The organism is Roseomonas sp. BN140053 (genome assembly GCF_047690175.1).
Classification (GTDB): Bacteria; Pseudomonadota; Alphaproteobacteria; order Acetobacterales; family Acetobacteraceae; genus Roseomonas.
Genome location: NZ_JBLLEB010000020.1, coordinates 1 through 13116, shown reverse-complemented (window position 1 = coordinate 13116; position 13116 = coordinate 1). Strand labels below are relative to the sequence as shown.

Here is a 13116-nt window from a genome sequence, read left to right as displayed (position 1 = left end):
GTCGCCCGGCGACGCTTCCGCCGGGAGGTGTTGAAGGGGAAAAGAGCCGCGGCGCCGCGACACGCGCGCCGTTTCCGGTGCTTCGCCCCCGCAGGCCTGGCGCATCCCCGGCGGGCGCTCCGCCGACCTTTTCCCTACCCTCGCCAGCCCCCTGCGGCCGCCAGCACCCGTTTCCCCTCGACCGCCACATGGAGGAAACGGGTTTGACGGCAAGCTTTCTCGACCTGGACGGGCGCGTCGCGATCGTCACCGGCGCCGGCCAGGGCATCGGCCGCGCCATTGCGCTTCGCTTCGCGGAACTCGGCGCCATCCCCGTCATCGCCGAGCGCGACGCCGACAAGGCCGCCGCCGTGGCCGCGGAGATCGCGTGCGCCGGCGGCCGGGCGGAGGCGATCCCCACCGACGTGTCCGACCCGCGCTCGGTGGAGGCCATGGTGGCCGAAACCGTGGCGCGCCACGGCCGGGTCGACATCCTGGTCAACAACGCCGCCCTCTTCGCCAACCTCCGCTACACCGCCTTCGAGGACATCCCGCTGGAGGAATGGAATGCGGTGCTGGCGGTGAATACCACCGGCCCCTTCCTGTGCGCCCGCGCCGTGCTGCCGCCCATGCGGGAACGCGGCTGGGGCCGCATCATCAACATCTCCTCCAACACCGTGGATTCCGGCGCGCCCAACCTGCTGCACTACGTCACCTCGAAATCGGCGCTGGTGGGCATGACGCGCAGCCTGGCGCGCGAGCTGGGCCGTCACGGCATACTGGTCAACGCCATCATGCCCGCCGCCACCAAGCACGAGAACAGCGCCGTCGGCATCACCCCCGAGGTCCTGGCCCGCTCGCTGGACCTGCAATGCCTCAAGCGTAACAGCGCGCCGCAGGACCTGGCGGATACGGTGATGTTCCTGGCCTCCTCCGCCGCGGGCTTCATCACCGGGCAGACGATCGCGGTGGATGGCGGGCGCGTGCACCGCTAGCCTTCGCGCCACGCCGAACCGCCGGAAAACCGGTGCCGCGACAGCGGGAACAGGGAGGAAAAAACCATGGGCCAGGATGAAGCGCGCATCGGACGGCGGCCGCTCGCCGCGCTGCTGGGCGCCGCGACCGCCGCCGCCGCGGGCCCGACGGTCGCCCGCGCGCAGGCGGCGCCCGTCAAGGTCGCGCTGATCACGCCGCTGACCGGCACCTTCGCCTCCGTCGGCACGCAGATGATCGCGGGCGCCCGGCAGTACATGCTGGACCACGGCGACACGGTCGCCGGCCGCAAGGTGGAGCTGGTGATCCGCGACGACGGCGCCGTGCCCGCCGTGTCCCGCCGCATCGCGCAGGAGCTGGTGGTCAACGACAAGGTGGACTTCCTGGCCGGCATGGGGCTGACGCCGATCGCCCTGGCGGTGGCGCCGATCAGCAACTCCGCCAAGGTGGCGCAGATCGTGATGCTGGCCGGCACCTCCTCGATCCTGGCCGCCTCGCCCTTCATGACGTGCACCTCCACGACGCTGCCGCAGGTGGCCGGGCCCTTCGGGGAATGGGTGGCCCGGCACGGCACCGGAAGCGTGGTGACGCTGGTGTCGGATTACGGCCCGGGCATCGACACGGAACAGTGGTTCGCCAACGGCTACGAGCGCGCCGGCGGCCGCATCCTGCAGAAGCTGCGCGTGCCGCTGGAGAACCCGGATTTCGCGCCCTTCCTGCAGCGGGCGGCGGATGCCAAGCCGGATGGGCTGTTCATCTTCGTGCCCTCCGGCCTCGGCACTACGCTGATGCGGCAGTTCGTGGAACGCGGGCTGGACCGCTCGGGCATCCGGCTGCTGGCCACGGGGGACGTGCTGGACGACCAGATCATGGACCAGATCGGGCCGGTGTCGCTGGGCGTCATCTCCGCCTACCACTGGTCGGACGCGCATGACTCCGACCTGGCCCGCGCCTTTACCCGGGCGGTGGAGCGGGCCAGCAACGGCGTCCGCGCCAACATGGCGGCGGTGGGCGCCTATGACGGCATGGCGGTCATCTTCAAGGCACTGGAAAAGACCAGCGGCAAGACCGGCGGGCCGGAGGTGATGGCCGCCATCCGCGGCCTGCGCTGGGAAAGCCCGCGCGGCCCGGTGGAGATCGACGCCGAAACCCGCGACATCGTGCAGAACGTCTACATCCGCCGCGTCGAGCAGGTCGACGGCCGCTACCGCAACGTCGAGATCGAGACCATCCCGATGGTGCGCGACCCCGCGAAATAGCACGCCCCACGGCAGCGCCGGGGCGCCGGAACAGCCCTCCCGGCGTCCCGGCCGAACCGGTCCACCGGCGGCCACCGAACCCCCGGGCACGCCGCCCGCAACGACCAGGAGGAACCATGACCAAGCCGAACTTCCCGCTGAATGCGTGGTACGCCGCCGCCTGGGACGCGGAGATGAAGCACGCCCTGCTGCCGCGCACGATCTGCAACCGCAAGGTCGTGATGTTCCGCACCGCGGCGGGCGGCCAGGTCGTCGCGCTGGAGGACCTGTGCCCGCACCGGCGGCTGCCGCTCTCGATGGGCACGCTGCAGGGCGACACGCTGGGCTGCGGCCGCGGCGGGCTGCGCTTCGACGCCACCGGCCGCTGCGTGTCCGCCCCGCCGGGCGAGAGCATTCCCGCCGCCCTGGCCGTGCGCAGCTTTCCCGCCGTGGAGCGGCACCGCTTCGTCTGGCTCTGGATGGGCGACCCCGCGCTGGCCGATCCGGCGCTGGTGCCCGACCTGCACTGGAACCAGGACCCGGGCTGGGCCGGCGACGGCAGCACCATCCACGGGTTGTGCGACTACCGCCTGGTGATCGACAACCTGATGGACCTGACGCACGAGACCTTCATCCACGGCTCCTCCATCGGCAACGATGCCGTGGCCGAAGCCCCCTTCGACGTCACCCATGGCGAGCGCATCGCCAAAGTGTCGCGCTGGATGATCGACATCGAGCCGCCACCCTTCCTGGCGCAGCTGCTGGAAGCGGCGCAGGGCATCACGCAGCCCTGCCGGGTGGACCGCTGGCAGAACATCTTCTTCCAGGCGCCCAACACGGTGGCGATCGACGTGGGCGTCGCCCCCACCGGCACCGGCGCGCCGCAGGGTGACCGCAGCAAGGGCTTCAGCATGTGGGTGATCAACACGATCACCCCCGAAACCGACCGGACCTGCCATTACTTCTGGGCCAATGCGCGCGACTTCCGCCTCGGCGACCAGGCGATCACCACCGCCGTGCGCAACAGCGTGACCAACGTGTTCCGCGAGGACGAGCTGATCGTCGCCGCCCAGCAGCAGGCGATCGACGATCATCCCGACCACATCTTCTACAACCTCAACATCGACGCCGGCGCGATGTGGGCGCGCCGCCTGATCGACCGCATGATCGAGGCGGAGCTGCCGCCACCGCAGCGCGCCGGAACGCCGCTGCCCGAGGCCGCCTGACGGCCGCGGCGGCCGGGACGTTCCACCCCGGCCGCCGCGCCTGTGACCCGGCCCCCGGCACGGCCGCCCCCGGCCCTGCCCCGGACCCGCGACCCGCGCTAGTCTGCGCCCCATGCCGCCCAAGCGCGCCGACGCCGCCCCCGACCTGTTCGGCCCCGCCGCCCCGCCACCGCCCGGCGACGCGCCCCCCGATGACGCCCGTCGCCCCGGCCACACGCCCCTGGCCGAACGCCTCCGCCCGCGCACCCTGGCGGAGGTGGTGGGCCAGGACCACCTGCTCGGCCCCCCAGGGGCGAAGGCTGGCGCGTTGCGGCGGATGCTGGACCGCGGCGCGCTGGCCTCGCTGGTGCTGTGGGGCCCGCCGGGGGTGGGCAAGACCACGATCGCCCGCCTGCTGGCCGAGGCCGCGGGCCTGCGCTTCGCCCCGCTCTCGGCGGTGTTCTCCGGCGTCGCCGACCTCAAGCGCGCCTTCGACGAAGCGCGGGCGCGGCGCGCGGGCGGCACCGGCACGCTGCTCTTCGTGGACGAGATCCATCGCTTCAACCGCGCCCAGCAGGACGGCTTCCTGCCGGTGGTGGAGGACGGCACGGTGGTGCTGGTGGGCGCCACCACGGAAAATCCTTCCTTCGCCCTCAACGGCGCGTTGCTGAGCCGCTGCCAGGTGATGGTGCTGCGCCGGCTGGACGAGGCCGCGCTGGACCGGCTGATCGCCCGCGCCGAGGAGGAAACCGGCCGCCCCCTGCCGCTGGACGAGGCCGCCCGCGCCACCCTGGCCGCCATGGCCGACGGCGACGGCCGCTACCTGCTCAACATGATCGAGCAGCTCCTGGCCCTTCCCCCCGACGCGCCGCCGCTGGACCCGGCCGCCCTGTCGGCGCTGCTGACCCGCCGCGGCGCCGGGCAGCTCACGGAAAGCGAGGCCGCCTTCACCCGCGCCGACAGCAACCAGCTCAACGGGCTGCTCAGCGCCTTCCACAAGTCGCTGCGCGGCAGCGACCCGGATGCCGCGCTGTACTACGCCGCCCGCATGCTGCTCTTCGGGCCGGAACTGGCGCAGACGGTGTTCCGTCGCCTGTGCTGCGCCGCGGCCGAGGATGTCGGCACCGCCGACCCGCAGGCGCTGGTGCAGGCGGTCACCGCCTGGAACGCCTTCGAGCGCGTCGGCTGGCCGGAGGGCCGCCTGTTCCTGGGCCAGGCCATCACCTACGTCGCCACCGCCCCCAAGAGCAACGCCGCCTACGCCGCCTGGGGCGAGGCCACGGCCGCCGCCGAGCGCACGCCGCAGACCCCGCCGCCGCTGCACGTGCAGAACGCCCACACGCGCATGATGAAGACCATGGGCTACGGCGACGGCTACCGCTACGACCACGACGAGCCCGACGCCTACGGCGCCAACAGCTTCCTGCCGGACGCGCTGTCGCCGCACGCCGCCTGGTACCGCCCCAACCCGCGCGGGCATGAGCGCGAGATCGGCAAGCGGCTGGACTGGTGGGCGGCGCGGCGGGCGGCGCGGGACGAGGAAGCAAGGTCGGGGGAGTGAACTCCCCCGAGCCCCCTCCTTCTTTCGGGAGTTTGCGGGTGCCTTCTGAGGCACCCGCAAACTCCCGAAAATAGAAGGGGGTCCGGGGGGATACTTCCCCCCGGCTTGCCTTCTCCCCTCAGCCGAACATGTCGCGCGTGATGCTGCCGTACCAGGCATCGGCGTAGAGCGCTTCCAGCCGCCGCTGTTCCGGCAGATCGCCGCGCGGCGACACGCCGCCGGAATTGGGCACCTCCGCCACCGCCGTGCCCGCCGCATCGGGGCGGAACACGTTGACCACGGAGATGCCGTAGTCTTCCCCGACATGCGAGTAGCAGGTGTTGAAGTACACCGCCTCCGGCGGCGCGCCGCCGCCCAGCGCCGCCGCGGCGCTCGCCACCGCCTGCTTGGCGGTGGAATTGGCCACGAAGCCGGATTTCGGCATCGGCCCCGACACGATGGCATCGCCGATGACGTGGATGCCCGCCGCCGCCCGCGCCTCGAAGGAGCGGTTGTTCACCGGTACCCAGCCGGTGTTGTCCGCCAAGCCGCTGTCCAGCGCGATGCGCCCGGCCGATTGCGGCGGGATGACGTTGGCCACGTCCACCTTGTGGCGCGTGCCGAACTCGGTTTCCAGCACCCGCTCCGCCGGGTCCACGCGCACCACGCGGCCGTCGTTGCTGGCGGACACCCACTCGATCATGCCGGGATACAGCGCGGCCCAGGCGTCCTGGAACAGCGCCTGCTTGGAAAACGCGTCCTTGGCGTCCAGCGCCAGGATCTTGGAACGCGGCTTGGCGCGGCGGAGATACTGCGCGATCAGGCTGATGCGCTCGTAGGGGCCGGGCGGGCAGCGGAACGGGTTGGCGGGAATGGCCAGACCCACGACGCCGCCATCGGGCATCTCCTCCAGCTGCCGGCGCAGCAGGGTCAGCTGCGCGCCGTCGCCGGCGATCCAGGCATGCGGCATCCGCTCCGCCGCCGCCTCGGTGTAGCCCTCCAGCGCGCCGTAGCGGATGGCGATGCCGGGCGACAGGATCAGCCGGTCGTAGGACAGCACCTCGCCGCCCCCCAGCCGCACCTGCCGCGCCACGGGGTCGATCCCCGCCGCGCGGTCCTGCACCACCCGCACGCCGCGGGCGCGCAGGCCGTCGTAGCCGTGCGTGATGTCCGCCATCTGCCGTTCCCCCGCCAGCACGCGGTTGCCGTAGGGGCAGGTGATGAAGCGCGGCTGCGGCTCCACCAGCGTGACCTCCAGCCGGGGAAAGGCGCGCCGCGCGAAATTCGCCGCTGAGGCGCCGCCGAAGCCGCCGCCCACCACCAGCAGCCGCGCGCTGCCCTGCGCCCGCACCGCGGCGGGCGCGGCGAGAACCGCCGCCGCGCCCAGCAGCCCGCGGCGCGGAAGATCCCTGGGCATCTCAGTGCTCCCCGGCGAAGTGGTCGAGGGCCGCCGCCATCTCGGCCTCGGAATAGCCGCGGGCGATGCGGTTCATGATGGTCGCCGGACGCTCATTGGCCCGAAAGGCGGCGATGGCCGCGACCAGCTCCGCCTTGCTGCGCCCCGCCAGCGCGGGAACGCCGTTGCCCCCCGCGCCACCCGGCCCGTGGCAGCCCAGGCAGGCCTCCGCCACCAAGGGCGCGCCCTGCGCGACCACGGGGACGCCCTGCGTGCCCACGGGCGCCCCCTGCTCCGCCCCAGGGGCGCCCGGCGCCGCAGCGGGTGCGCCCGGCGGTGCGGTCTGCGCCGGCGCGGGCCCGGCCAGCCCGGCCGCGAGAGCGGCGAGAAGCAGGGCGGCCCGCAACGGGGCGGCGGTTCCGGCGGTGCGGCGCATCGGCGATCTCCCCTGTTCGGCCCGGCGGCGCTAGCGCCGCAATCCCGGCGCTTCGAGCGGCAGGCCCTCGGCACGGCTCGCGAGGTACAGTTCCAGCGTCAGGTATTCCCGCGACCCCAACGGCAGCTGCTCCGCCCGCACGCCCAGCGAGCAGGCGCGCAGCCGCCGGTGCAGCGACCCCATCGTGTCCCATTCCAGCCGATAGGCCGGGTAGCCCGTACCCAACCCGTTGGAGATCACGTCGCCGCGCAGCCGCCGCCCCGCATTGTCGTCGTGGCACTGGCCGCAGGACAGGTTCAGCTGCCCCTGCCGCGTTTCGTAGAACCGCTTGCCTTCCGCCAGGAAGGGCGCCGCCGGCCCGTCGGTCGCCACCGCCACCGGCATCCCGCGGGATCGCACGGCCACCGCCGCGGTCAGGGACAGCAGCGCCTCGCTCTCGTAGCCGAAGGGCGCTTCCCCCTGGTGCTCCGCCCGGCAGCGCTCGATGCGCCCTTCCAGGTTCAGCAGCGTGCCGTCCGAAGCCACCGCCGGGTAGCGGGCGGACACCCCCGCCATGGAGGCGATGCCGCCGTGGCAGGAGGCGCAGCTCCGCTCACCGCGGTTCCACAGCGCCTCGCCCTCCTCCACCCAGAGCCAGCCGGGATGGCGCGACGGGTCCTCCTGGCCTTCCCGCAGCTCGGGCGCCAGGAAGTCGCGCGTCGGCCGCACCTCCGCTGCCGCCGCCGGTCCTGCGCCCGGCAGTTGGCCCTCCGCCAGCATCCCGCTGGCCAGCAGGGCACCGCCGCCGAGCAGCAGCGCCAGGGCGGGAAGCGCCGCCCGCAGCGCCCGCCGCCCGCGCGTCACGCGACGACCAGCCGCGCCTCGCGCCGGAACACCGCCCCGCCATCCTCCAGCCATTCGAACACCATGTCGCCGGTTTCCGTCGCGACGGTGGTGAATTCCAGGTAGGGGTTGGCGGCGATGCCGGGCGACAGCGCCATGCGGAACACTTCCTCCCCGCCATAGGTCACCCGCAGCGTGTGCAGGATGCGGCGCGGCAGCGGCGTCAGCCCGGGCGCGTTGATCTCGCGGTCCATCGGGTGGCGCACGAGCACGCGCACCGTCACCACCTCGCCGCGCCGGGCGGTGGGGGGCAGCGTGATGCGGGCGGTGATCTCGGCCATGGCGCGCTCAGCCCGTTTCCACGCAGGCGCCGAGCACGACGATCACGTCGCGGCTGGCGCGGTGCATCGCGCCGCGGCTGGTTTCCGCCAGCACCAGCACCGTCTGGCTGGTGGCCAGCCGCATGCGCGTCGCCACCTCCGCCCGGCCGGCGCGCGGCGTCAGCGCGAAGCTGGCCACGCGCGGATAGGGGTTCTTTTCCGACAGGATGTGGATCGCGGTGACGTGGTCCGCGGCGGTGGCGGGGCTGTCCACCTTGACCGAGATGTCCACGGAGTTGCCGTTCTCCGACAGGGTCTGCAGGCCCAGCGTGATGCCCTCGGCCAGCGGGGTGCGCCCCGCCAGGATGGCGCGCTCGGCCTCGGCGAAGCTCTCGGTCGGGGGCGCGGTGGGCGGGGTGTCCGCCGCCGGCGCGGCGGCCGGGTTCGCGCCCGCCGCCCCGGCCCCAATCGGCGCGGCCGCGCCGGAACCCGCCCCCTGCGCCGCACCGGCGCGTGGCAGCGCCGCCAGCAGCGGCGCCGCCAGCACGGCGCGCCGCTTCCATCCACCCATCGCCCTCATTCCCGCAACCCCGCCAGATAGGCCACCACGTCCTCGATCTCCTGCGCCGTCAGCACCGGCCGGCCGCGGAAGCGCGGGTCCACCCGCAGCAGCCCTTCCACCCGATGATACGGCGGCATGGCGGAATCCGGGTTCACCAAGGTGGAGTCCACCAGCCGCAGCCGCAGCTGCCCCGGGCTCAGCCGCTCCCCCACGCCCGCCAGCGGCGGCCCGACCTCGCCCATGAAGCGCTCGGCCGTGTTGGGAATGGAATGGCAGATCAGGCAATTCGCCCCCTCCCGGCTGCGCACCACCGCTTCCCCCCGCGCCGGGTCGCCCAGGAGGCCATCCAGCGGCGCCTCGATGCTGTCGCCCGTCACGGCGAAGGGCGCGACCCGCCCCGCCGCCGGTGCGGCAGACAGCGCCGGCGGCACGGCAAACAGCACCGCCGGCAACGCGGACAGGACCGCCGGCAGGGCGAGCAGGGCGGCCGGCACGATCCGCCAGCCCGCCCGCCCGCGCCCGCCGCGCCTAGGCGCGGCGGAGGTCGTTGTTCTTCAGCGGCAGGTCGCGGACGCGCTTGCCCGTGGCCGCGAAGATGGCGTTCAGCACCGCCGGCGCCGCCACCATGATGGTGGGTTCGCCCACGCCGCCCCAGAAGCCGCCGGAGGGCACCACCACCGTTTCCACCTGGGGCATCTCGTCGATGCGCATGACGTTGTAGGTGTCGAAGTTGGTCTGCTCGATGGCGCCGTCCTTTACCGTGCACTCGCCGTAGAGCGCGGCCGAGAGCCCGTAGGCGAAGGAGCCCTCGATCTGCATGGCGATCTGCCGCGGGTTGACGGCATGGCCGGGGTCGGTGCCGGCGACGATGCGGTGGATGCGCAGCTCACCCGCCGGGTTGACGGACACCTCCGCCACCGCCGCGACGTAGCTGCCGAAGCCCATCTGCTGCGCGATGCCGCGAAACACGCCCGGTGGCGTCGGCGTGCCCCAGCCGGCGCGCTCGGCCACCGCGTTCAGCACCGCCAGGTGCTTGGGGTGGTTGGCCATCAGCTTGCGGCGCAGCGCCAGCGGGTCCTGGTTCGTCGCCACCGCCACCTCGTCGATGAAGCACTCGAGGTAGATGGCGTTCTGGTTGTTGTTCACGCCGCGCCAGAAATGCGGGGGCACGTGCGTGTTGCGCATCGCGTGGTCGATCAGCAGGTTGGGGAAGGTGTAGCCGAAGGCCCCTTCCGCCCCGCCGGCGTTCAGCCCCTGGAAGGTGGTGGGGTCGCGCCCGTTCTGCAGCCCGCCCGGAAACACGTAGGCCAGGATGGACTGCCCGGAGATGCGCATGTGCAGCCCGGTGACCTCGTTGTTGGCATCGAGCGCGGCGGTCAGGCGGCACTTGGTGATGGGGTGGTAGCGCCCCTGCACCATGTCCTCCTCGCGCGTCCACTGGGTCTTCACCGGCACGCCCGGCAGCTGCTTGGCGATCAGCACCGCGTCGGTCAGCCAGTCATGCGTGGTGCGCCGGCCGAAGCCGCCGCCGAGGTCCACGCGATGCACGTCGCAGGAAGTCTGCGGCAGCCCCGCCGCCTCGGCCGCGGCGACCAGCGCCGCCTCGCCGTTCTGCGTCGGGCACCACACGTCGCAGCGCGTGGCCGTCCACAGCACCGTGGCGTTCATCGGCTCCATCGGCGCGTGGTTCTGGAAGGGGTAGGAGTAGGTCGCCTCCACCTTCCGCGCCGCGCCGGCGATGGCCGCCCGGGCGTCGCCGTTCTGGTTGCCGATAAAGGCTTCCGGCGCCGCCAGCCCCTCGTCCAGCATCGCCGCGATGGTGGCGGAGGAGGCGCGCGCGTTCTCCCCCATGTCCCAGTCCACCGGCAGCGCGTCCAGCGCCGTCTTGGCCTGCCAGAAGGTGTCGGCCACCACCGCCACCGCGCTCTCGCCCACCTGCAGGACGTGCTTCACCCCCGGCATGCCGGACACGGCCGCCGCGTCGAAGGAGCGCACGCGTCCGCCGAACACCGGGCAGCGCCTGGGCACTGCCACCAGCATCCCGGGCATCCGGAGGTCGGAACCGTAGACCTGCTTGCCCGTGGTCTTGTCGGCGGTGTCGAGCCGCGGCAGCGGCTGGCCGATCACCCGCCATTCCCCGGGCTCCTTGAGCCGCACCTCGGTGGGCGGCGTCACCCGCGCGGCTTCCGCCGCGACCTCGCCGAAGCGCAGCGTGCGCCCGGAGCCGGCATGGGTGATCACGCTGTCCCGCACCGAGCATTCGCCGGCCGGCACGCCCCAGCGCGTCGCCGCCGCCTGCACCAGCATGGTGCGCGCGGCCGCGCCGCCGCGGCGGACGATCTCCTGGCTCTGCCGGATGCCCTGGCTGCCGGCGGTCAGGAAGGGACCCCAGGCGCGGTTGCGCGCCAGGCTCTGGCCGGGCGTGACGTATTCCGTGCTGAGCTTGCTCCAGTCGCAGCCCAGCTCCTCGGCAAAGAGCTGGGCGAGGCCGGTGCGCGTGCCCTGCCCCATCTCGGTGCGCGCCATGCGCAGCACCACGCGGTCGTCGGGGTGGATCACCACCCAGGCATTCACTTCCGGCACGGCGCCGGCCGCGGCACCCGGCGCGGCGGGCGCGCCCTGGGCCAGGGCGCCCTTGCCGGGCAGGTGGAAGCCCAGCAGCACGGCTGCGGCCGCGCCCTTGAGCATGCTGCGGCGGGACGGGCGGGTGGTCTCGAGGGTGGTGGTCATGGCGCGATGCTCCCCCTCAACCCGTCATGCCCTGGCCGGCGGCCTGGTGGATGCCGGCACGGACGCGGTTGTAGGTGCCGCAGCGGCAGATGTTGGTGATCGCCGCGTTGATGTCCTCGTCGGTGGGGCGCGGCTTCTCGGCCAGCAGCGCGGCGGCGGCCATCAGCATCCCGGACTGGCAATAACCGCATTGCGGCACGTCCAGCGCCCGCCACGCCACCTGCAGCGGGTGGTTGCCGTCCGGCGACAGGCCCTCGATGGTGACGATCTTCTGGTTCTCGTCGAAGCTCGAGATCGGCATGACGCAGGACCGCGTGACCTGGCCGTCCACGTGCACCGTGCAGGCGCCACACTGGGCGATGCCGCAGCCGTACTTGGTGCCGGTCAGGCCGACATGCTCGCGCAGGGCCCAGAGCAGGGGGGTATCCGGGTCGGCATTCACGTCGACCACCCGTCCGTTCACGTTGAGCCTGGGCATGGTTGTTTTATCTCCCGTCGGACGGCGCGGGACCCATCCGTTGTTCCCAAGTATCGCTCCACAAGCACCGCCTCCACAACCTCCATTTCCGCCCGCGCACCCCGGGCCGGCGGGCGCGCCCCGCCCCGGCGGGAGGGGGATGCCGGCCGCGACGGCGCCGGGCTAGGCTGCCGCCGGCACGCGCGTCCCGCCGCGGGTCCTGCCCGGCCCGGGCAGGGAACCTCGCGCCGGACGGCGCGCCCAAACGCAACGAGGGACCGCCCGATGCCGGACACGCACGCCACCCCCGCGCCCGCCCTGACGCAGGGCGAGATCGACCAGCGAGTCTTCGACCTTTACGACGAGTACTGCCACGGCCGCCTCGACCGCCGCAGCTTCCTGCAGCAGGCCGCGGCGGTGACGGTCGGCGGGCTGGCCATGGCGCAGGCGCTGCTGCCCCGCTACGCCCAGGCACAGACCGTGTCCTTCACCGACGAGCGCATCAAGGCGCGCTACGTCGACTACCCCTCGCCCGGCGGCACCTCCGGCACGATGCGCGGCTACCTCGTGCATCCCAACCGCCCCGGGCCCTTTCCCGCCGTGCTGGTGATCCACGAGAACCGTGGCCTGAACCCCTATATCGAGGACGTCGCGCGCCGCCTGGCAGCCGAAGGCTTCCTGGCCCTGGCGCCGGACGGCCTTTCGCCGGTGGGCGGCTATCCCGGCAACGACGATGACGGGCGCGATCTGCAGGCGCGGCTGGACCAGAACAAGCTGCGCACCGACATGCGCAACGGCGCGCTGCACCTGCGGGCGCACCCGCTCTCCTCCGGCAAGCTCGGCGTCACTGGCTTCTGCTGGGGCGGCACCACGACCAATGCCCTGGCCGCCAGCCTCGGCGCGCAGGTCGCGGCCGCGGCGCCGTTCTACGGCGCGGCACCGGAAACCGCCGCGGTGGCCGCCATCCGGTCGCCGCTGCTGATCCACTACGCCGAGCACGACGAGCGCATCAACGCGCTGTGGCCGGCCTTCGAGGCCGCGCTGCGGGTCACCGGGACGCCCTACGCGATGCACCTGTATCCCGGCACGCAGCACGGCTTCCACAACAACTCCACGCCGCGCTACCAGGACGCGGCGGCGACGCTGGCCTGGAACCGGACGCTGGCGCATTTCCGGCAGCACCTCGCCTGAACGGCGGGGCACCCTGGCCGCCCCGGGCAGCGTTGCGGCTGCCCCGGGCAGCGCTCCCTTTTCACGGGCTGCAAGAATGCCCGGAACGGCACGCTAGAGCAGATTCCGAGCGAACCGAATCAGTGGGCTTGCCCGGCTCGGGGGCAATCTGATTCAAGCTGCTGGCTGGGGTTGGAGGCCAGCGGCGATGGCGAAGACCTTGTCGGAGGACCTGCGTGGCCGAGTGATCGCGGCGGTAGAGGCCGGA

At 73.0% G+C, this 13116-nt stretch carries 13 protein-coding genes; 5 read left to right on the top strand and 8 right to left on the bottom strand.

The features are described from left to right. Positions 1 to 203 precede the first annotated feature (203 nt). From ACLIBK_RS16880 to ACLIBK_RS16865, 4 genes are all read left to right on the top strand, one after another. Positions 204 to 974, top strand: a complete 771-nt coding sequence (locus ACLIBK_RS16880) for an SDR family NAD(P)-dependent oxidoreductase (RefSeq protein WP_415388453.1) — start codon at positions 204 to 206, stop codon at positions 972 to 974. A 66-nt stretch (positions 975 to 1040) separates the two neighbouring features. After that, a complete protein-coding gene (locus ACLIBK_RS16875) occupies positions 1041 to 2231 on the top strand; it encodes an ABC transporter substrate-binding protein (protein WP_415388452.1) in 1191 nt (396 codons plus the stop codon). A 116-nt stretch (positions 2232 to 2347) separates the two neighbouring features. Beyond that, a complete protein-coding gene (locus ACLIBK_RS16870) occupies positions 2348 to 3436 on the top strand; it encodes a Rieske 2Fe-2S domain-containing protein (RefSeq protein ID WP_415388451.1) in 1089 nt (362 codons plus the stop codon). A 112-nt stretch (positions 3437 to 3548) separates the two neighbouring features. Continuing rightward, positions 3549 to 4976: a replication-associated recombination protein A gene (locus ACLIBK_RS16865; RefSeq protein WP_415388450.1), complete on the top strand. Its 1428-nt coding sequence runs from the start codon at positions 3549 to 3551 to the stop codon at positions 4974 to 4976. Positions 4977 to 5094: 118 nt separating this feature from the next. Here ACLIBK_RS16865 and ACLIBK_RS16860 read toward each other — a convergent pair whose 3' ends face one another. The 8 genes from ACLIBK_RS16860 to ACLIBK_RS16825 are packed head-to-tail and all read right to left on the bottom strand — an operon-like array spanning position 5095 to position 11699. Next, complete coding sequence (locus ACLIBK_RS16860; RefSeq protein WP_415388449.1) at positions 5095 to 6372, bottom strand: FCSD flavin-binding domain-containing protein; 1278 nt, start codon at positions 6370 to 6372, stop codon at positions 5095 to 5097. A 1-nt stretch (position 6373) separates the two neighbouring features. Continuing rightward, positions 6374 to 6787: a c-type cytochrome gene (locus ACLIBK_RS16855; protein ID WP_415388448.1), complete on the bottom strand. Its 414-nt coding sequence runs from the start codon at positions 6785 to 6787 to the stop codon at positions 6374 to 6376. Between the two features lie 30 nt (positions 6788 to 6817). Continuing rightward, positions 6818 to 7630, bottom strand: coding sequence for a sulfur oxidation c-type cytochrome SoxA (soxA, locus tag ACLIBK_RS16850; RefSeq protein ID WP_415388447.1), 813 nt, complete (start codon positions 7628 to 7630; stop codon positions 6818 to 6820). Beyond that, positions 7627 to 7950 (bottom strand): thiosulfate oxidation carrier complex protein SoxZ, encoded by a 324-nt coding sequence (locus ACLIBK_RS16845; protein WP_415388446.1) that lies wholly within the window; start codon positions 7948 to 7950, stop codon positions 7627 to 7629. The genes soxA and ACLIBK_RS16845 overlap by 4 nt, the downstream gene beginning before the upstream one ends. A 7-nt stretch (positions 7951 to 7957) precedes the next feature. Then, entirely contained in the window at positions 7958 to 8500 is a 543-nt protein-coding gene (locus ACLIBK_RS16840) for a thiosulfate oxidation carrier protein SoxY (protein WP_415388445.1), read from the bottom strand. A 5-nt stretch (positions 8501 to 8505) separates the two neighbouring features. Beyond that, positions 8506 to 8985 (bottom strand): sulfur oxidation c-type cytochrome SoxX, encoded by a 480-nt coding sequence (gene soxX, locus ACLIBK_RS16835; protein ID WP_415388444.1) that lies wholly within the window; start codon positions 8983 to 8985, stop codon positions 8506 to 8508. 34 nt (positions 8986 to 9019) lie between these two features. Continuing rightward, a complete protein-coding gene (locus ACLIBK_RS16830) occupies positions 9020 to 11221 on the bottom strand; it encodes a molybdopterin cofactor-binding domain-containing protein (RefSeq protein ID WP_415388443.1) in 2202 nt (733 codons plus the stop codon). A 16-nt stretch (positions 11222 to 11237) separates the two neighbouring features. Continuing rightward, complete coding sequence (locus tag ACLIBK_RS16825) at positions 11238 to 11699, bottom strand: (2Fe-2S)-binding protein (protein ID WP_415388442.1); 462 nt, start codon at positions 11697 to 11699, stop codon at positions 11238 to 11240. A gap of 264 nt (positions 11700 to 11963) precedes the next feature. Here ACLIBK_RS16825 and ACLIBK_RS16820 point away from each other — a divergent pair, with 264 nt between their 5' ends. Then, positions 11964 to 12869, top strand: coding sequence for a dienelactone hydrolase family protein (locus tag ACLIBK_RS16820; protein ID WP_415388441.1), 906 nt, complete (start codon positions 11964 to 11966; stop codon positions 12867 to 12869). The last annotated feature ends 247 nt before the right edge of the window (positions 12870 to 13116 follow it).

Excerpts from the sequence above, each read along its gene's own strand:
- ACLIBK_RS16875 (WP_415388452.1), top strand. The coding sequence starts at position 1,041 with ATGGGCCAGGATGAAGCGCGCATCGGACGGCGGCCGCTCGCCGCGCTG.
- ACLIBK_RS16870 (WP_415388451.1), top strand. The coding sequence starts at position 2,348 with ATGACCAAGCCGAACTTCCCGCTGAATGCGTGGTACGCCGCCGCCTGG.
- ACLIBK_RS16865 (WP_415388450.1), top strand. The coding sequence starts at position 3,549 with ATGCCGCCCAAGCGCGCCGACGCCGCCCCCGACCTGTTCGGCCCCGCC.
- ACLIBK_RS16860 (WP_415388449.1), bottom strand. The coding sequence starts at position 6,372 with ATGCCCAGGGATCTTCCGCGCCGCGGGCTGCTGGGCGCGGCGGCGGTT.
- ACLIBK_RS16855 (WP_415388448.1), bottom strand. The coding sequence starts at position 6,787 with ATGCGCCGCACCGCCGGAACCGCCGCCCCGTTGCGGGCCGCCCTGCTT.
- ACLIBK_RS16845 (WP_415388446.1), bottom strand. The coding sequence starts at position 7,950 with ATGGCCGAGATCACCGCCCGCATCACGCTGCCCCCCACCGCCCGGCGC.
- ACLIBK_RS16840 (WP_415388445.1), bottom strand. The coding sequence starts at position 8,500 with ATGGGTGGATGGAAGCGGCGCGCCGTGCTGGCGGCGCCGCTGCTGGCG.
- ACLIBK_RS16830 (WP_415388443.1), bottom strand. The coding sequence starts at position 11,221 with ATGACCACCACCCTCGAGACCACCCGCCCGTCCCGCCGCAGCATGCTC.
- ACLIBK_RS16825 (WP_415388442.1), bottom strand. The coding sequence starts at position 11,699 with ATGCCCAGGCTCAACGTGAACGGACGGGTGGTCGACGTGAATGCCGAC.
- ACLIBK_RS16820 (WP_415388441.1), top strand. The coding sequence starts at position 11,964 with ATGCCGGACACGCACGCCACCCCCGCGCCCGCCCTGACGCAGGGCGAG.